Raw genomic sequence first — 18,925 nt, 5'->3', positions numbered from 1 at the left:
CCCGAGAAGGACACCGTGACCCCACCACGCACCCGTACCCGCCGCCTCCTCGCCCCCCTCACCGTGGGCGCCCTCCTGGCCGGCGCCCTGGCGGCACTCCCCGCGACCGCGGCGCACGCCGCCGGCAGCGTCGTCAAGGTGACCGGCTCCCAGGGACACTGGCAGCTCACCGTCGACGGCAGCCCCTACCAGGTCAAGGGCCTCACCTGGGGCCCGGCCGTCGCCGACGCCGAGAAGTACCTGCCCGATCTGCGGTCCATGGGCGTCAACACCATCCGCACCTGGGGCACCGACGCCTCCAGCAAGCCCCTGTTCGACGCCGCCGCCGCGCACGGCATCAAGGTCGTCGCCGGGTTCTGGCTCCAGCCCGGCGGCGGCCCCGGCTCCGGCGGCTGTGTCGACTACCTCAACGACACCACGTACAAGAACCAGGTGCTCGACGAGTTCCTCCAGTGGGTGCGGACCTACAAGGACAACCCCGGCGTCCTCATGTGGGACGTCGGCAACGAGTCCGTGCTCGGCCTTCAGAACTGCTACAGCGGCGCCGAACTGGAGCGCCAGCGCGACGCCTACACCACCCTCGTCAACGACATCACCAAGAAGATCCACGCCGTCGACCCCGACCACCCGGTCACCTCCACCGACGCCTGGGTCGGCGCCTGGCCGTACTACAAGAAGAACGCGCCCGACCTCGACCTGTACGCCGTCAACTCCTACAACGGTGTCTGCGATGTGAAGGCCGCGTGGGAGCAAGGGGGTTACACCAAGCCCTACATCGTCACCGAGACCGGTCCGGCGGGGGAGTGGGAGGTGCCCGACGACGCCAACGGCGTCCCGCAGGAGCCGGGCGACCAGGCCAAGGCCGACGGCTACACCAAGGCATGGGGCTGCGTCACCGGACACCAGGGCGTCGCGCTCGGCGCCACCATGTTCCACTACGGCACCGAGTACGACTTCGGCGGCATCTGGTTCAACCTGCTGCCCGCCGGCCAGAAACGGCTGTCGTACTACGCGGTGAAGCGGGCCTACGGCCAGGACACCTCGCACGACAACACCCCGCCCGTCATCGGCGACCTGTCCGTCGAGGGCGGCGCGGGCGCGGTGCCGGCCGGACGCGCGGTGACCCTGGACGTCCGGGCGAGCGATCCCGACGGCGACCCGCTCACCTACGAGGTCCTCGACAACAGCAACTACCTGGACGGCGGCAAGCAGTTGAACTCCCTGCCGTTCACCAGCCCGGGCGCGGGACGGCTCACCTTCACCGCGCCCGACCGGCCCGGCGTCTGGAAGGTGTACGTCAAGGCGACCGACGGACACGGCAACGTCGGCGTCGAGACCCGCTCGATCCGGGTCGTCCCGCCCGAGGTCGGGGGCACCAACCTGGCGCTGCGCAGGCCCGCCACCGCCTCCTCCTTCCAGCCGAGCTACGGCGACTGCCCCTGCACGGCCGCCGACGCGGTCGACGGCGACCCCGCCACCCGGTGGGCCAGCGACTGGAGCGACCCGCAGTGGCTCCAGGTCGACCTCGGCACCCGTACCTCGTTCCGGCACGTACAACTGGTGTGGGAGTCCTCCTACGCCAAGGCGTACACCGTCCAGACCTCCGACGACGGGCAGTCGTGGCGGACCGTGCGCACGGTGACGGACGGCAACGGCGGCGTCGACGACTTCGACGTCACCGGCACCGGCCGCTACGTCCGCGTCAACGGCACGGCACGCGGCACCGGTTACGGCTACTCGCTGTACGAGTTCGGCGTCTACGCCTGAGAGGCGGGCCGGGGAGCGCTCTGTGCCAAGTGATCGTCACGCGGTTAAGGTGCGTGACATGAGCAGGAGGGCTCCCACGCTGGAGGATGTCGCCCGGGAGGCAGGGGTCTCCCGGGCGACCGTCTCCCGGGTCGTCAACGGCATCCGCAATGTGGACCCCGCGATCCAGGACGTGGTGCGCCGGGCCATCGCCCGCACCGGCTACGCCCCCAACCGAGCGGCCCGTTCGCTGGTGACGCGGCGCGCCGAGACCGTCGCCCTGGTGGTGTCCGGGGCGGGCGAGCCCCCGGAGGACACCCAGGAGGCGTTCGCCGCCCGCGTGTTCACCGATCCCTTCTTCGGCCGGGTGGTGGCCGGCGTCGTCGGCTATCTGCGGCCGCACTCGATGTACCCGGTGCTGATGTTCGCCGACTCGCCGCAGGACCGGCACGAGGTCCTGACCTATCTGCGGCAGGGCCGCGCCGACGGGGCACTCGTCGTCTCCACCCACGCCGACGATCCGCTGCCCGCGCTCCTGGCCGAACAGGCCCTGCCCGCCGTCCTGTTCGCGCGGCCGGCGCGCCAGGTGCCGCTCAGCCACGTGGACCTGGACCACCGCGCCGGCGGCCGGCTCGCCGCCGCACATCTGCTGGCGCGCGGCTGCCGGCGGCCGGCCACCGTGTCCGGACCGCTGGACGTCGGCGCGAGCCGGGAACGCCTCGCCGGTTTCCGCGAGGCACTCGCCGACGCGGGACACGGAACGGTCCCCGTCGCGGAGGGCGGCTTCACGCACGACAGCGGCGTCGCCGCCATGGCGCGGCTGCTCGCCGAGGTGCCCGAGGTGGACGGTGTCTTCGCGGCCAACGACCTGATGGCGCAGGGCGCCTGCGAGGTGCTGCGCGAGCACGGCAGGCGGGTGCCCGAGGAGGTCGCCGTGGTCGGGTTCGACGACTCCGCCGTGGCCAGGACGTCCCGCCCCGCGCTGACCACGGTCCGGCAGCCCGTGGAGGACATGGCGGCCCGGATGGCCCGCCTCCTCGACGAGCACGTACGCGGCGAGCGCACCGAACCGGCGTCGGTGGTCTTCGCCCCGGAGCTGGTCGTGCGCGACTCCGCGTGAGGACGCGCGGCCGAAGTGGGGCCGCGCTCAGGCGTCCTGCGGATACCAGCGCAGCTCCACCGTGTTGCCGTCCGGGTCCTCGACGTAGAGCGAGAGGGCCGTGCCCCGGGCGCCGAAGCGTTCGCCGGGCCCGTCCAGCACGGTGAAGACCCCCGAGTCGACGACCTCCTGCCAGTCGAGCGGCTCGACCACCAGACAGAGATGGTCGACGTTGGACGGGCCCTTCGGCTGCCCGGCGGGCGCCTCGACGAGGTCGATGATGCTGGTCGCGCTGATCCGCACGGAGGGGAACGGCGCCCGGCCGGCCCGCCACTCCTCCACCCGGACCGGGCTCAGGCCCAGCGGGCCGGTGTAGAAGGCGAGTGAGCGCTCGATGTCGGCGACGTTCAGGACGAGGTGGTCGAAGGCGATCACACGCATGGAAGTCTCCCGGGTGAGAGTGGGACGCCGGAACGGTGACGGCGGAAGTGTGCCGCCGTGGTTCAGCATGGCCGCGCGGCCGTCCATCGGTCCAACACATGCTTGTCATCCGATCCATCGTGTTCCACGATCAGTCGCATGGACCTCCAGCAGATGCGCTACGTCGTGGCGGTCGCCGAGACCGGCGGCTTCACCCGCGCCGCCGAGCGGTGTCACGTCGTGCAGTCCGCACTCAGCCACCAAGTGGCCAAGCTGGAGCGGGAGCTGGGCGCCCGGCTGTTCGAGCGGACCAGCCGCCGGGTGCGGCTCACCCCCGCCGGTGCGGCCTTCCTGCCGGCCGCCCGGCAGGCCCTGGAGGCGGCCGGGCGGGCCCGTGCGGAGGTGGCGGCGGCCACCGGCGAGATACGCGGCACGCTCACCCTCGGCTCCATCCCCACCGTCGCGGCCGTCGACCTCCCGGCGGTGCTCCGTGACTACCGCCTGCGCTGTCCGCACGTCCGGATCAGCCTGCGCACGGGCTCCAGCGAGCGGTTCGTCGAGCAGGTGCGCGAGGGGACGCTCGACGCGGCGCTGCTCGGCGTGCCGTCGGGATTCCGGCCGCAGGGCGTGCGGAACCGGGAGCTCGCCCAGGGCCGGCATGTCGCCGTGGTCGCCCCCGGTCACCCGCTGGCGGCGGAGGACGAGCTGGACCTGCGCCGCCTCGCTGACGAGGTGTTCGTGGACTTCGCGGACGGCAGCGCCGCGCGCGCCCAGTCGGACCGGGCCTTCGCGGCGGCGGGGCTGCGGCGCGAGGTCGCCTTCGAGGTGTCCGGCGTCGAACTGATGGTCCGCATGGTCCGCCACGGCCTCGGCATCGCCCTGCTGCCCGAGCCGTTCACCGCCGAACTGCACGGGGTGCGGTGCGTCGCGCTCACCGACGGCCCGGTCCGCGTCGAACATCTCATCTGGAGCCGCCTGCCGCCGTCACCCGCCGCCGCCGCGTTCCTCGCCCTGCTGGACACCGGGGCACCGTCCGCGCCGCACTGACCGCTCCACCCGCCCACCGCACACCAGCACCCGACCGGAAGGCACGCTCCCGCATGTCCGTCATCCACCGCACCACCCTCAGCCCCACCAAGCTGGAACTGCTCACCTCCTGGCTGCCCTCCCGGCCTTGGTACCAAGGGGGCGCCCCGGAGCCGGAGCCGGCGAAGGCCGGCGGCTTCCGGCTGGACGATCCGGAGGGCGAGGTCGGCATCGAGTTCATGGTGGTCACCGACACCGCCGGTGCGCGTCCCGTCCCCTACCTCGTACCGCTCACCTACCGCGGCGCCCCGCTCGACGGCGTGGAGCACGCGCTCATCGGCACCGCCGAACACGGAGTCCTCGGACGGCGCTGGGTCTACGACGGCTGCCACGACCCCGTATGGGTCCGCCAGTTGACGGCGCTGCTCGAAGGGCGGGCGCGACCGCAGATGCAGAGCGTCAGCGACACCGCCGACCCGGACGTACTCGTCTCCCCCGCCGAGGGGCCCCTCCCCACCGGCTTCACGGTCACCGACGAACCGGAGCGGACCGTACTGACCGCGCCGCAGGGCACGACGCTGCACCTGCACCGGGTACTGCGGCCCACCCCGGCCGAGTCGCCCTCCGCGTTCCCGGAGGCGGCCGGTCACGTCACCGCGAGCTGGCAGCCGCCGTCCGGCGGCTCCGTGCGAGGGGTGTTCGCCGCGCTGTACGGCAGCCCCTCGGCGTAGCCGTCGTCGTCACCGCGCCCGAGCCGTCCCGTCCAGCGTCCGCCGGGCCGCCGCCACGAGGGCCGGATCGGTGACGAAGTGGGTGTCCTCGTCGGCGGAGGTTCCGGCGGCGCCGAGCGGTGTCCAGCCGCCCGCGCGGCGGGGCTCGGCGCGCCTCTTGGCCGACAGATGCACCGCCGCGGCCCCCGCGCCGACCAGCGCGGGGATGTCGTCGACGCGTACGCCGCCGCCCGCCATGACCTGGAGCCCGGGGGCCGCGGCGACCATCCCGGTCAGCGTGGCCAGCCCTTCGGCCGCGGTGGCCGCACCCCCCGAGCTGAGCACCCGGGTGACGCCGAGCGGGAGCAGCAGTGCGGCGGTGGCGACCGGGTCGGCGGACTGGTCGACCGCCCGGTGCAGGGTGACGTCGACGGAGCTTCCCCGGTCGTGGGCGGCGTCCGCGAGGCGGGCGACGGCGTCGGTGTCGAGGGTGCCCTCGGCGGTGAGCGCGCCGACGACCACTCCGGCGGCGCCGGACGCGACGACGGAGCGGACCTCGGCGACCATGAGGGCGATCTCCTCCGCGTCGTACACGAAGTCGCCGGGGCGGCACCGCACCAGGGCCTGCACCGGTGGTCCGACGGCCGCGGCCGCCTCCACCGTGGCCGCCGACGGGGTCAGGCCGCCCAGTTCGAGCCCGGTGCACAGTTCGACCCGGTCGGCGCCGTGCGCACGGGCGGTCCGGGCTCCGGCCGGGGAGGTGACGGCGATCTCCAGGGACACGGGCGCGGTCCCGGCGGCGCGGGGAACACCTGCCGGAGCTCCGAGCGGGGCGCCGGTCACTCGTCCTCCCCGGTGAGCGGCAGGTCGGAGGCCGGGATGATCCGCGCCGTCAGGTCCGGGTCGGGCATGTCGCGGTCGAAGGGGAACAGGGGGCGGCGGACGCGGTGGTGGCCGAGCCGCAGCAGATCCTGGTCGACGCCGCCGGGGGTGAGCGCCATCTTCCAGCCCACGGCCATGGCGAACAGTTCCGGCTCCAGATAGCCGATCTTGACGATGACGAGGTCGGCGGAGCGGGGGTCGAGGTCCAGGTCGGTGAAGTCGTGCTCGTGGTGGTACGGCTTGCGCAGCCGGGTGAGGGTCGCGTACACGCTGCCGACCCGGATCACGACCTCCGTCCCGGCGTCCCGGTCGCCGTGCCGGATCGCGTGCACCACGCCGGTGAGGGTGACGGGCCCGGCGTGCCGGTCGTCCACCTCCGCCCCGGCGGTGACGGTGACCGTGGCACCCACCCCGGCGGCGACGGCGGCGTCCACGGCGGCGGGGCCCGGCACCGAGGCGTAGAGCACCGTCGGACCGTCGTCCTTCCGGAACTCGGGGCGCCGAAGGAGCCGGGTCAGCCCCCAGGTGACGTCGCCGGCGCCGCCCGCGGTCGGATTGTCGCCGGTGTCGCTGATGAAGTACGGCCGGTCCGGCGAGTCCAGGGCCTCGTCGAGAAGGGCGTCGAACGTGCCGGTGGGGGCGACGAAGCCGAAGTCGTGGCGGGCGTCCCAGAAGCCGCGCGCGAGGCGTTCGGCGCCGGCCGCCACGGCGTCCCGGTCGCTTCCGGTGACGACGACGGCCGCGCGGTTGCGGGGCTCGTCGGCCCAGGCGTACCCCACCCAGATCGCCGCGTCGAGGACGCCGTCCAGGGCCTCGACCTCGTCGACCGCCGCGTACACGCTCCGCGCCGGCTCGATGCGGGTGGAGGTCTGCTCCCCGGCCAGCAGCACCGGCACCGGCACCCACGCCTTGACCGGCCGGGGACCGCCGGAGGCGATCAGGCCGACCAGGTTGCGGACAGCGCGCTCCTTGGTCTCCATGTGGTCCTCGTGCGGGGCCTTCCGGTAACACGTGATCAGGTCGCTGCGGTGGACCAGTGCGCGGGAGACGTTGCCGTGCAGGTCCATGGAGGTGGAGACCAGGACGTCGGGGCCCACGGTGGCGCGGACGCGCTCCAGCAGGACGGCCTCGGCGTCGTCCACGCCCTCCACCGTCATCGCGCCGTGGATGTCGTACCAGAGGCCGTCGAGCCGGGGGAGCGCGGCCAGGCGGTCGATGAGCTCGTCGGTGAGCGCGGTCCAGGCGGCGGCGGTGACCGTGCCGCCCGGCAGCGACTTGCCCACCAGCGCCCCGTGCCAGTCGGCCGCCTCGCGCAGCTCCTCGCCCGGGGCGAGGAAGGGGTAGCGGTCGAATATCCCGTCGCCGCGCGAGGGGTGGAAGGCGGCGGCCTCGGTGCGGGCCGGGGAGAAGGTGGACGACTCGATGCCGAGCCCGGCGACGGCGATCACGGGGCGGGCGGAGGTGACGGGGGCGGGGGCGGCGGGGGTTTCCGACATGGTTCTCCGTACGGGGTGTGGGTGGCTCAGGGGGTGCGGGGCGCGAGACGGTCGGGCCGCCCGGCGCCGGAACCGCCGGCGCCGAAGCCGCGCAGGGCGTCGGCCATCGCGCGCTGGAGCGCGAACTGTCCGGCGCCGACGACACCGGCGTCCGCGCCGAGGCGGGCGCGTTCGATGGTGAGGTGCTCGGTGACCAGCGGATGGCAGCTCTCGTAGAGCCGGCTGCGGACGGCGGCGACGAAGGGTTCCAGGGTGGAGAGGATGCCGCCCAGGTAGACGGCGTCCGGGTTGAAGAAATTGACGTTGGCGGCGAGCACCTGCCCGAGGTGTTCCCCCGCCCGGCGCACCGCGCGGGTCGCCTCGGGGTCGGCGTCGGCGGCGAGCCGCACCACGTCCTCCGGGCTGTCGACGTCGGCGCCGCGCTCGCGCAGGATGCGCACCAGCGCGGCCCCGGAGGCCACCGTCTCCAGGCAGCCGGTCTTGCCGCACGAGCAGGGGATGTCGGCGGCGCCGTCGATGCGGATGTGGGTGATGTCGCCGGCGGCACCGGTGGCACCCCGGTAGAGGTGGCCGTCGACGATGACACCGGCGCCGATCGCCGAGCCGATCTTCACCATGATCGACTGGCGGTGCTCGGCGGGCCGCACGGTGTGCTCGCCCATCGCCATGCAGTTGGCGTCGTTCTCCACGGCGGTCGCCACGCCGAAGCGGTCCCGCAGCCAGTCGGCGACGGGGAAGCGGTTCCAGCCCGGCATCCGGGACGGCAGCATGACGGTCTGGGACCGGGCGTCGACCGGTCCCGGCAGCGAGAGCCCGACACCGCACAGCCGGTCGAGGCCCTGCTCCTCCGCCAGCGCCTGAAGGGTGTCCGCGAGCCGCGGCAGCGCCTCCTCGGGGCCGTCGGCGATGACGAACGGCACGGTGGTGACCCGGTCGAGGCGTCCCCCGGGCAGCACCGCGCCGATCCGGGCGTGCCGGCCGCCGAGGTCGGCGGCGACCGCGAACTCGTCGGTTCCGCCGAGGCGCAGCACCTTGCGCGGACGCCCGCCGGTGGACGAGTGGGTGCCCTCCTCCGCGATCAGCCCGCGCTCCACCAACTGCCCCACGGTGAGGGAGATGGTCGAGGGGGCCGCGCCGAGCAGGGCGGCGAGTTCCGCGCGTGAGGAGGCCTGGCCCGAGGCCACCAGCTCCAGGACCCGGGCGGCGAGCGGGGAATTCCCCTTCACGGACTTCCCCTTCACGGGCCGGCGGTTCCGCGCACTTATTTCAGTCATGGACGAAGTAACTTCCGCAACGGTGGGTGTGGCGAAGACAGTACGCCCGCGAGACGCGGACGGGAACCGTCTTCCGGGCAGCGAAACGAGGGTGCGTAGCGGACGAAAGCCCAGCAGAACCGGGTATTTCGCCGCCGGGCGCGGACCCGGCGGAGTTCCGCCGAGCCCGCAGAAACTTAGTTTTTACCGATCCTTGTTTGTTCGTTCGGCATGTGGGACGTTGACTGTCGTGCATGCAGCGCCGGTCCCCGCGGCGCCCGCCCCGGCCGTCGCCGGGGCCCCTCACGGGTCCTTCCACTTCGAGGAGAGTCATGTTCCCTGCTCGCACGGCGACCGGCCGCCGCTGGGCCCTGGTCGCGGGTGCCGCCGTCATCTCCGGCGCTCTGCTCACCGGTTGTTCCGGGGGCGGCGACTCGTCGTCCGGCGGACACTCGGCGGACAGCATCAACTACGCGCTCCCGGCCAACTTCACGCCGAACTGGATCCTGCCGATCGGCACGGCCGCGCACCTCAACACCAACAACTCCTCCATATCCCAGGTCCTCTGGGAGCCGCTCATCGCCTACGACGGCTCCACCGGTGAGGTCGGCTGGAACAAGGACAACTCCCTCGCCACGGCGGCGCGGTTCGCCAAGGACAACCGAAGCGTGACGATCACCCTCGGCAGCCGGCACTGGAGCGACGGCAAGCCGGTCACCTCGCGCGACGTGGAGTTCTGGTTCAACCTGGTCAAGGCGAACAAGGCCGACTGGGCAAGCTACAGCCCGGGCAAGGCACCGGACAACTGGACCTCATTCAAGACCGTCGACGACACGCACTTCACCCTCACCTTCGACAAGGCGTACAACCAACAGTGGATGCTCGCCAACGAGTTGAGCATGATCCGCCCCATGCCGCAGCACGTCTGGGACAGGACGAGCGACTCCGCCACCGTCTCCGACCAGGACCGCACCGCGGCCGGCGCCAAGAAGGTGTGGGCCTACCTCAACAAGGCCGCCAAGAACATCTCCGGCTACGCGAGCGACCCGCTCTGGAAGACGGTCAGCGGCCCGTACACCCTCACCTCCTTCTCCACCGCGGGCAAGGTCCGGCTCACCGCCAACGCCAAGTACGACGGCGGCGGCAAGGCCCACATCAAGACCGTCAACCTCCTGCCGTTCACCACGACCGACGCCGAGGCCAACGCGCTGCGGGCCGGCACGGTCGACTACGGCTACATCAACGCCACCGACCTCGGCCAGGAGGCCTCCTTCAAGGCCCGGGGCTACGGCATCAAGCCGTGGGCGGGCTGGGCGATCACCTACATGCCCTACAACTTCAACAACCCCGCCATGGGCGCCGTCTTCAAGCAGCTCTACGCCCGCCAGGCGATCCAGATGTCGGTGGACCAGAAGAGCCTGTCCAAGGTCATCTTCAACGGCACGGCCGTGCCCACCTTCGGCCCGATCCCGCAAGGGCAGACCTCCGACTTCGTCTCCCCGGTGCAGAAGAACAACCCGTACCCCTTCGACACCGCCAAGGCCAAGCAGTTGCTGACCTCGCACGGCTGGACCGAGCAGGGCGGCACCATGGTGTGCACGGACCCGGGCAGCGGCGACGACCAGTGCGGCGAGGGCGTCGACAAGGGCACCACGTTCCGTATGCAGGTGCTCTCGCAGTCCGGCTCGGCCGTCACCGACAACATGATGAGCGCCTTGCAGTCCTCCTTCGCGAAGACCGGCATCAAGTTCTCCATCAAGACCGCCCCGGTCAACTCCGTGCTCTCGCAGTCCGGCCAGTGCAAGCCCGGCGACTCCGGCTGCAAGTGGCAGCTGTCCTTCTTCGGCACCGCCGGCAGCTGGTACTTCCCGGCCTACCCGAGCGGCGACTCGCTCTTCCAGACCGGCGGCGGCTCCAACTTCGGCAGCTACTCCAACCCCGCGGTGGACAAGCTGATCAGCCGGACCACCACCTCCGAATCCACCGAGGCCGTCCAGGAGTACAGCGCCGCACTGGCCAAGGACCTCCCGGTGATCTGGCTCCCGGAACCCGACTACCAGGTCTCCGTGGTCAAGGACGGCCTCGGCGGCTTCGCCCAGGACTCCCTCGCCAACTTCCACCCCGCCATGTGGAAGTGGACCGGCAAGTGAGCCCGGCCGGTGACCCCGCGCACCCCTGAGCCGAAGCGACCGGAAACCACATGAGCACTTCCACGTTCCTCGTCAGACGCGTCCTCCAGGCACTCGCCGTCGTCGTCATCGTGACGATCGTCGTCTTCGCCCTGCTGCACGCCCTGCCCGGCGGCCCCGCCCGCGGCATCCTCGGACCCCAGGCCACCGCCCAGCAGATCGCCCGCTTCAACCACGAACAGGGCCTCGACAAGCCACTGCCCGTCCAGTACCTCTACTACCTCGATCAGCTGGTGCACGGGGACCTCGGCACCTCGTACACCCTCAACGCGCCGGTCTCCCAGCTCATTGAGGAGCGGCTGCCCAAGACCCTCGTCCTCACCGTGCTGTCCGCCGTCATCGGGCTGCTCCTCGCGATCCCGCTCGGCATGTGGCAGGCCGTGCGGCGCAACCGGCCGGTGGACTACGTCATCACCACGCTGAGCTTCATCGCCTACTCCACGCCCGTCTACTTCCTCGGACTGATCCTCGTCCTGGTGTTCAGTCAGGTACTGCCCTGGTTCCCCTCCCAGGCACCCCAGGGCGACTCCCTCGCCGATGTGTTCTCCGACCCGCGGGCACTCGTCCTGCCGGTGGTCGCCGGCGCCGCCTCCATGATCGCGGTGTTCAGCCGCTACATGCGCGCCGCCACCCTGGAGAACCTCTCCGAGGACTACGTCAGGACCGCGCGGGCCGGCGGCGCCCGCTCCCGCGCCATCCTCCGCAAGCATGTCTTCCGCAACTCCCTGACCCCGGTGGTCGCCATGCTCGGCTACTACGTGCCCGTCCTCTTCGGCGGCGCGCTGGTGGTGGAGCAACTCTTCAACTACCCAGGGATGGGGCTGCTGTTCTGGTCCGCCGCGCAGGCCTCCGACTACCCGGTCCTGCTCGGCTGCGTCCTCGTCATCGCGATCGCCACCGTGGTCGGCACCCTGCTCGCCGACATCGTCCAGCGGATCATCGACCCCCGAGTGAAGGCAGGCAGGGCATGAGCGCCATCCTCCAGCCGGCCGAACTGCCCGGCGCGACCGAGACCCCGGCCGAGGCCGCCTCCGGCGTCCGGCTCGCCGTCCGGCGCTTCCTGCGCAACCGGCTCGCCGTCGCCGGGCTGTGCATCGTCGTCCTCTTCGTCCTGTTCTGCTTCGTGGGCCCGCTGCTGTACTCCACGGACCAGACCCACACCGCGCTCCGACAGGTCAACCTCTCACCCAGCGGCGCGCACTGGCTCGGCACCGACGCCGTCGGCCACGACGAACTGGGCCGGCTCATGTACGGCGGCAAGGTCTCCCTCGTGGTCGGCCTCGCCGCCGGCATCCTGGCCACCGTCATCGGCACCCTGTGGGGCGCCGCCGCGGGGTACGCGGGCGGATGGATCGACGCGGTCATGATGCGGATCGTGGACGCCGGCATCGCCATCCCCGCCCTGTTCATCCTGCTCGTCGTCTCCGCGATCACCACACCCGGCCTGCCGGGGATGATCCTCATCCTCGGCCTGGTGTCGTGGCTCGTGCCCTCCCGGCTCATCCGGGCCGAGACCCTGAGCCTGAAGAACCGCGACTACGTCCTCACCCTGCGCGCCATCGGCGGCACGCACGCCCGCGCCATCCTGCGGCACATCCTGCCCAACTCCGTCTCCACCATCGTCGTCGCCACCACCTTCCAGATCGCCGACGCCATCCTCCTCGTCGCCTACGTCTCCTACCTCGGCCTCGGCGTGCAGCCGCCGGCCACCGACTGGGGCGGAATGCTCTCGGCGGGGCTCAACGCCGCCTACTCCGGCTACTGGTGGCTCATCCTGCCGCCGGGCCTGGCCATCATCCTGGTGGTGTGGGCGTTCAACGCGATCGGGGACGGGCTCCGTGACGCATTCGACGTGAGGGGACGAGGATGACCGCCGCCCACCGCAACGGCGCCGCCGCGGCCGCCGAGCCGATACTCGAACTCGACGACCTCGGCGTCGTCTTCACCACCGAGTCCGGGCAGGTGCCCGCCGTGCGCGGCGTGTCCCTGCGGGTCCGGCCCGGCGAGACCCTCGCCCTGGTCGGCGAATCGGGCTCGGGCAAGTCCACGGTCGCGCTCGCCGCGATGGGGCTGCTGTCCGGCAACGCCCGCGCCACCGGCCGGGCCGCCGTCGCGGGTACCGATGTCGTCGGCGCGGACGAGGCCGGGCTCGCCCGGCTGCGCGGCCGGACCGTCTCCATGGTGTTCCAGGAGCCGGCCACCGCGCTCGATCCGCTCACCCGGATCGGCAGACAGATCACCGAGGTGATCCGCAACCACCACGACGTCTCCGCGCGGGACGCCGCCGCCCGCGCCGTCGACCTGCTGCGCCGGGTCGGCATCCCCGAGCCGGAACGGCGCGCGGCCGCCTACCCCTTCCAGCTGTCCGGCGGCCAGCGCCAGCGGGTCGTCATCGCCATGGCCATCGCCAACGACCCCGCCCTGCTGATCGCCGACGAGCCGACCACCGCGCTCGACGTCACCGTGCAGGCCGAGATCCTCGACCTGCTCCGCCGTCTCGCCGCCGAGACCGGCACGGGGGTGCTGCTCGTCACGCACAACATGGGCGTCGTCGCGGACTTCGCGGACCGGGTCGCCGTGATGTACCACGGCAAGATAGTCGAGACCGGCTCGGTGGAGGACGTCCTCCTCCGCCCCACCCACGACTACACCCGCCGTCTGCTCGCGGCGGTCCCGAGACTGTCGGTCGCACCGGCCGGTGACCGGGGCGCGGCGGGCGAGGCCCGCACGACCGCCGGTCCGGGCCCGGACGCCGAGCCGCCCGCGGGTGCGGTGCCGGGTCCGGGTGCCGGGCGGGGCCCGGAGGGCGCGGGCGGTCCGGCCGGCGGCGGGCGCCGGAGCACCGACGCGCACCTCGCGGGCGCCGCGGCGCCCGCGACCGGTGACGTGCGTCAGGACGTGCGTCAAGGCGTGCGTCAAAAGGAGGAGCCCGCCCGGTCGGCCGGCGAGTCCGCGGGCCCGGGAGCCGGGGCCGCGCACTCCCGGGACGGCGCCGCGGCTGCGGGCGGCGCGGCGCTGCGCGCGGGCGGCGGCCCCGGGAAACCGGCCGGCGGCCCCGACGGCAGGCCCGTGGCCGAGGGCGGCCGGGCCGGGAGGCCGGCCGCCGTCGCACCGGACGGCGCGCCCGTCGTCGAACTGGACGGCGTCTCCGTCGTGTTCGGCCGGGGCAGGCGTGCCGTGCGCGCGCTGGACGGGGTGTCGTTCGTCGTGCGGCCCGGGGAGACCCTGGGGCTGGTGGGGGAGTCGGGGTCCGGGAAGTCCACCGCGGCGCGGGTCGCGCTCGGGCTGATCACCCCGAGTTCCGGAACCGTCTCCCTGTTCGGTGCCGACCTCGCCCGCAGCCGCGCCCGCGCCCGGCGGGAACTGCGTGCCGGGATCGGCGTGGTGCTCCAGGACCCCGTCGCCTCGCTCGACGCGCGGATGACCGTCGGCGAGTGCGTCGCCGAGCCGTTGCGCGTGCACCGTCGTGAGCTGTCCGGGCGGGAGCGGCGAACCCGGGTCGAGGACGTGCTCGAACGGGTCCGGCTGCCGCGCGCACTCGCCCGCCGCGCCCCCGGCGAGCTGTCCGGCGGGCAGCGCCAGCGGGTCAGCCTGGCCCGCGCCCTCGTGCTCGAACCCCGGCTGCTCGTCGCCGACGAACCCACCAGCGCGCTCGACGTGAGCGTCCAGGAGTCCGTCCTGGAGGTCGTCACCGAACTCCAGGACGACCTCGGCTTCGCCTGCCTGTTCGTCTCCCACGACCTCGCCGTCGTCCAGCACTTCGCCCGCCGGGTCGCCGTCATGCGGGCCGGGCGGATCGAGGAGCAGGGTGCCACCGGCGAGACGCTGCTCCACCCGGAGACCGACTACACCCGACGGCTGCTGGCCGCCGCCCCGGTCCCCGACCCGGTGGTCCAGCGCGCCCGCAGAGCCGAACGCCTGGCCGCCCTCGCGGCCGGACGTACGGAGGGCGGGGCGTGAGCGACCGCATCCTGTACGCCGGTGTGGACATCGGCGGCACCACGACCCAGGTCGTCCTCTGCGACGAGACGCTCACGGTCCTGGACCGGGCCGAGACCACCACGCCGGCCGCCCACGGCGGCCGGGCGATGATCGACGCCGCGCTCGGCGCGCTGGCCCCGCTGCTGCGGAGCACGCCCGGCCGGCTGGCCGGAACCGGCGTCGGCGCGGCCGGTCTTGTGGACTCCGCCGAGGGCCGCATCCTGGTCGCCAGCGACTCCTTCCGCGACTGGTCCGGCTTCCCGGTCACCGCCGCGGTCGCGGACGCCCTCGGCGTTCCGGCGTACCTCGACAACGACGTCAACGCCTTCCTGCGCGGCGAGGCGTCCTCGGGCGCGGTCCGGGGCGAACCGGACGTCCTCGGTATCACCCTCGGTACGGGGGTGGGCGGCGCCCTGTGGACGGGCGGCCGTCTGTTCACCGGGCCGCACGGCGCGGCCGGCGAGATCGGGCACATCCCCGGCTTCGGCGAGCTGCCCTGCACCTGCGGGGGCCGCGGCCACCTGGAGACCCTGGCCTCCGGCCGCTCGCTCACCGCCCGGTACGCCGACCGCACCGGTCGTACGCTCACCGCGCACGAGGTCGCGGACGCGGCCGGCCGCGGTGACGAGGACGCCCGCGCGGTGTACGACGCCGCCGGTGCCGGGCTCGCCCGGGCGGTCGTCATGACCGCCGGGCTGGTGGACATCACCACGGTGGTGATCGGCGGCGGCGTCAGCCGTGCCTGGCACCTGCTGGAACCGGTGATCCGCGCACGGCTCGCCGAGGAACCCCCGGTCAGCGGCCACCCGATCCGCCTGGTCCGCTCCGGCCTCGGTCCCGACGCGGTACCGGTCGGCGCGGCGGCACTGGCCCGCCGGGGGGCGGCCGCGGAACGCCGCCGCCGTCCGATGCCGGCACCCGCGCCCCGTCAGGTGCGTGGGGAACCGCGCGAGCAATCACGACGTGCCGGCACGTAATGGCCTCGCGGCGGCGGGGCGCGCCCTGTAGAGGGCGCGGGGCCGTGGCCACACGGCTCCGCCGCCGGGGCCCGCGCACACCGCGTGCGCGGGTCCCGGCGTCACCCGCCGGTCACGCCCCCGGCACCGTGTCCTCGAACGCCGTCCCCGCCGCCCGGTACGCGGCGACCTTCGCCGCCACCTGCGCCGGCGTCAGCACCTGGTCCTTCACATGCAGGACGTAGTCGATCTTCTCGTCGTACGCCCGCGCACTCGTGCTCGACTGCCCGCCGAAGTCGATCAGCCACTGGTTGAAGTTGATCGACATGGGCCGCTCGGGCAGGTACTGCGCGTCATGCGTGCCGAACAGCTGCCCGTCGATGTAGTACCGGATGACGCTGTTGTCGATGGTGAGCACAAGGTCGTGCCAGCCGTCGTAGCTCTGCCGGCCCTCCGTGTGCTGGTTCACCGCCTGCCACGGGTCCGGGTTGTAGGTCTCCCAGGACGTCGTGTACAGGATGTTCGACGACTCGCCCCAGCCGCCGTTGGGCAGGTACTCGAAGTCGTACTCCGAGTAGTCGTCGGCCATGGGCGCCTTGAGGTCGTTGATGGTGAAGAACGTCTGGACGAGGTGGTCCCCGTCCGGCCCGCTCTTCGGGGCGTCGCTGAAGCGCACCCGCGCCGCGTACGTACCGTTCTTGAACTTCAGCGCCTTGGTGAGGACCTCGGTCTGCTCGGTGTTCCCGCCCGAACCCGCCGTGGACGTCTCCAGGTTCATCACGGAGTTGCCGCCCGAGGAGGAGAACGTGACGTTCTCCGGGGCCCACGTCGCCCCCGGGATGCCGGGGCCGCCGGAGTTGGAGCGCACGCTCCAGCCGTTGGCCGAGATCTTCGGGTCGTTGTACGCCGAGTAGTTGAAGTCGTCGAACAGCGCCGTCCCCGCGGAGGGGTTCCCCGGGTTTCCCGGGTCACCGGGGTCGCCAGGATCGCCCGGGTCACCGGGGTCGTTGCCCTCGGGCGCCGTCCCCCACACCGTCGCGCCGCCGACCTGGGCGGTGACCTTCGACCAGTTCGCGTACGACGTCTGGCCCGCGCCGAAGGAGTAGTCGTCGCTCTGGTTGAGCGGCTGCCAGTCGGAACGGTAGAACCGCAGTTGCAGATCGCCGGAGTCGGCGCCCGGGGCGAGCGTGCCCGCGCCGGAGGTGAAGCCGATCTCCAGATACCGGTCGGCGTCGGCGGTGGGATGGGCGAGCGTGCCGAACGTGCCGGTGACGTTGCCGCAGCCCTTGACCGCCCACGAGCACGCGAAGCGGTAACCCGCCGACGCCGAGTCGGCCTTGAAGTAGTAGCGCACCTTGACCGCGCTCAGGGACACCGCCGCGTCCCCGGTGTTGCGCACCTTCAGCCACGGCTCCGCCTGGTCGGAACCCGTGGAGCCGGTGTGGTACTGCACGCTCACCCCGCTGGTGGCCGCGCCGGCGCTCGGGGGGAGCGCGACGAGGCCCACGGCGCCGAGCACGGCGGCGACGGCACAGGTGAGGGATCTGCCGGGGGTCGTCCTTCTCATGACTGTTCCTTTCCGGAACTGTGGGGGTCGGGGAGAGAGGGATGGAGCGGCCCGTGGCGCACACCGAGCGCGGCGAGCCGCGGGGCGTGCGCCGTGAGGCGGTGGTGGAAGTGGGGCCAGGACGCGGCGCCGTACCAGGCCCGGTCGGCGAACGCGCACAGGCGGGGGAAGGCGAGGTGGTCGAGGTGTTCCGGGGCGGACACGAACTCCGTCCACAACGCGGCCTGCACGCCGATGAGTTCGCCGGTCGTGCCGGTGCTCTCCGGCACCGCGTGCTCGTGGACCGCGCGCAGGTCGACGACGGCGCCGGGCTGCGCCGGCGGTTCGGCGGAGGAGCCGGTCTGGGCGTAGTCCAGGTAGGCGGCACGGTGCTGGGCGCTGATCACCGCGTGCCCGCGTTTGAGGGCGATGCGGGTGTGCTCGGGTTCGCGCCAGGTCATCACCGTGAACTCCGGGGGCAGCCCCTCGCCGGTCTCCGCCCAGGCGATCGGGGTGCGGCCCCGCTCCAGCAGATGCGTGCCGACGCGGCGCAGGAACCAGCCGTGCAGCGCCTCCGTGTCCGCCAGTCCCTCGGCCGCGGCCCGCGCCCTGGCCACCGGGCTCGCCGCCCACTCGGTCGTCGGGCACTCGTCGCCGCCGAGGTGGACGTAGGGGGAGGGAAAGATGTCGAGGACCTCGTCGAGGACGGTGCGGGCGAAGTCGAACACCGGCTCGTGGACGCCGAGGACGGTGTCGCACACTCCCCACTCCGTCCACACGTCCACCCGCCGGCCCGGCACCGCGCCCAGCTCGGGCAGGGCGGCGATCGCGGCCCGGGAGTGCCCCGGCATCTCGATCTCCGGTACGACGGTGACCCCGCGCGCGGCGGCGTGGGCGACGAGGCCGGTCAGCTCCTCGCGGGTGTACGCGCCTTCGTGCGGCACCCCGTCGAAGACCGTGGACCCGGCGGGCCCCACCATCGACTCGGCGCGCCGCCCGCCCACCTCGGTGAGCCGGGGGTACGCCGCCACCGGCATCCGCCAGCCCTGGTCGTCGGTGAGATGCAGCTGGAGCACGTTGAGTTTGTGCAGGGCGAGCAGGTCGACGTACCGGCGCAGCAGTGACACCGGCTGGAAGTGCCGGGCCACGTCGAGCATGAACCCGCGCCAGGGGTGCCGGGGCACGTCGGTGATCTCCACGCAGGGCAGCCGCCGGGCGGCACCCGGCGAGGGGCGCCCGGACAGGGCCTCCACCGGAAGCAGCTGGCGCAGCGTCTGGATGCCGCGCAGCAGCCCGGTGACCTGGCCGGCCCGCAGAAGTACGGCGTCGGGAGCGACGGTGAGGCCGTACCCTTCCGCGCCGAGCCCCGTGAGCTGCGGGTCGAGCGCCAGGACGAAGGGGCCGTCGGGGGAGGGCGGGAAGGTGAGACCGGTGGGCGGGCCGACGAGGGTGCGCAGCAGCGCGGCGGCGGGCTCGGCGCCCGGCGAGATCCGCAGCGACGTGTCCCGGCGCAGGGTGAAGAAGCCGGGCCGGTGGGCGAGTTGGGTGGGCTGGGGGATCAGTACGCGTCGGGATGCGGGCACTGCTGTCCTCCGGAGGGGACGAAAGTGGGGGCGGGGTG

At 73.0% G+C, this 18,925-nt stretch carries 15 protein-coding genes; 9 read left to right on the top strand and 6 right to left on the bottom strand.

Going from position 1 to position 18,925, the window contains the following annotated elements; translation table 11 throughout:
- Nucleotides 1–15: 15 nt before the first annotated feature.
- The gene (locus IO29_RS06295; protein ID WP_030377582.1) at nt 16–1,767 is read left to right on the top strand and encodes a discoidin domain-containing protein; all 1,752 of its coding nucleotides are present in this window, start codon (nt 16–18) and stop codon (nt 1,765–1,767) included.
- A gap of 58 nt (nt 1,768–1,825) precedes the next feature.
- Nucleotides 1,826–2,866 carry a LacI family DNA-binding transcriptional regulator gene (locus IO29_RS06290; protein ID WP_030377583.1) on the top strand — a complete coding sequence of 347 codons (1,041 nt, stop codon included), beginning with the start codon at nt 1,826–1,828 and terminating at the stop codon, nt 2,864–2,866.
- A 27-nt stretch (nt 2,867–2,893) separates the two neighbouring features.
- Here IO29_RS06290 and IO29_RS06285 read toward each other — a convergent pair whose 3' ends face one another.
- Nucleotides 2,894–3,286, bottom strand: coding sequence for a VOC family protein (locus IO29_RS06285; protein ID WP_030377584.1), 393 nt, complete (start codon nt 3,284–3,286; stop codon nt 2,894–2,896).
- Between the two features lie 138 nt (nt 3,287–3,424).
- Here IO29_RS06285 and IO29_RS06280 point away from each other — a divergent pair, with 138 nt between their 5' ends.
- Nucleotides 3,425–4,312, top strand: coding sequence for a LysR family transcriptional regulator (locus IO29_RS06280; RefSeq protein WP_030377585.1), 888 nt, complete (start codon nt 3,425–3,427; stop codon nt 4,310–4,312).
- 53 nt (nt 4,313–4,365) lie between these two features.
- A complete protein-coding gene (locus IO29_RS06275; RefSeq protein WP_030377586.1) occupies nt 4,366–5,022 on the top strand; it encodes a maltokinase N-terminal cap-like domain-containing protein in 657 nt (218 codons plus the stop codon).
- A 9-nt stretch (nt 5,023–5,031) separates the two neighbouring features.
- On the opposite strand, the gene IO29_RS06270 is transcribed toward IO29_RS06275, so the two are convergent.
- From IO29_RS06270 to IO29_RS06260, 3 genes are read right to left on the bottom strand one after another with little or no spacing between them, the layout of a single operon-like run.
- Nucleotides 5,032–5,784 (bottom strand): copper homeostasis protein CutC, encoded by a 753-nt coding sequence (locus IO29_RS06270; RefSeq protein ID WP_030377587.1) that lies wholly within the window; start codon nt 5,782–5,784, stop codon nt 5,032–5,034.
- A 56-nt stretch (nt 5,785–5,840) separates the two neighbouring features.
- Nucleotides 5,841–7,379: a M81 family metallopeptidase gene (locus tag IO29_RS06265; protein WP_030377588.1), complete on the bottom strand. Its 1,539-nt coding sequence runs from the start codon at nt 7,377–7,379 to the stop codon at nt 5,841–5,843.
- A gap of 26 nt (nt 7,380–7,405) precedes the next feature.
- A complete protein-coding gene (locus IO29_RS06260; RefSeq protein ID WP_234307377.1) occupies nt 7,406–8,653 on the bottom strand; it encodes an ROK family protein in 1,248 nt (415 codons plus the stop codon).
- A gap of 311 nt (nt 8,654–8,964) precedes the next feature.
- Between IO29_RS06260 and IO29_RS06255 the strand changes: the two genes are divergently transcribed.
- The 5 genes from IO29_RS06255 to IO29_RS06235 are packed head-to-tail and all read left to right on the top strand — an operon-like array spanning nt 8,965 to nt 15,779.
- Entirely contained in the window at nt 8,965–10,782 is a 1,818-nt protein-coding gene (locus IO29_RS06255; protein WP_030377590.1) for a peptide ABC transporter substrate-binding protein, read from the top strand.
- Nucleotides 10,783–10,832: 50 nt separating this feature from the next.
- Entirely contained in the window at nt 10,833–11,792 is a 960-nt protein-coding gene (locus tag IO29_RS06250) for an ABC transporter permease (RefSeq protein ID WP_030377591.1), read from the top strand.
- Nucleotides 11,789–12,691 (top strand): ABC transporter permease, encoded by a 903-nt coding sequence (locus IO29_RS06245; RefSeq protein WP_030377592.1) that lies wholly within the window; start codon nt 11,789–11,791, stop codon nt 12,689–12,691. The genes IO29_RS06250 and IO29_RS06245 overlap by 4 nt, the downstream gene beginning before the upstream one ends.
- Complete coding sequence (locus IO29_RS39305; RefSeq protein ID WP_051707288.1) at nt 12,688–14,781, top strand: dipeptide ABC transporter ATP-binding protein; 2,094 nt, start codon at nt 12,688–12,690, stop codon at nt 14,779–14,781. The genes IO29_RS06245 and IO29_RS39305 overlap by 4 nt, the downstream gene beginning before the upstream one ends.
- Nucleotides 14,778–15,779, top strand: coding sequence for an ROK family protein (locus tag IO29_RS06235; protein ID WP_234307378.1), 1,002 nt, complete (start codon nt 14,778–14,780; stop codon nt 15,777–15,779). The genes IO29_RS39305 and IO29_RS06235 overlap by 4 nt, the downstream gene beginning before the upstream one ends.
- Nucleotides 15,780–15,891: 112 nt before the next feature.
- On the opposite strand, the gene IO29_RS06230 is transcribed toward IO29_RS06235, so the two are convergent.
- Nucleotides 15,892–17,325 carry a cellulose binding domain-containing protein gene (locus tag IO29_RS06230; RefSeq protein WP_030377595.1) on the bottom strand — a complete coding sequence of 478 codons (1,434 nt, stop codon included), beginning with the start codon at nt 17,323–17,325 and terminating at the stop codon, nt 15,892–15,894.
- Nucleotides 17,322–18,887 carry a beta-N-acetylhexosaminidase gene (locus IO29_RS06225; RefSeq protein WP_030377596.1) on the bottom strand — a complete coding sequence of 522 codons (1,566 nt, stop codon included), beginning with the start codon at nt 18,885–18,887 and terminating at the stop codon, nt 17,322–17,324. Before IO29_RS06225 ends, IO29_RS06230 begins: the two co-directional genes overlap by 4 nt.
- Between the last annotated feature and the right edge of the window lie 38 nt (nt 18,888–18,925).

Source organism: Streptomyces sp. NRRL F-6676 (assembly GCF_000725625.1).
Lineage (GTDB): Bacteria > Actinomycetota > Actinomycetes > Streptomycetales > Streptomycetaceae > Streptomyces.
The sequence above is the reverse complement of the archived record's forward strand: the minus strand, read 5'-3'. Positions and strand labels throughout refer to the sequence as shown.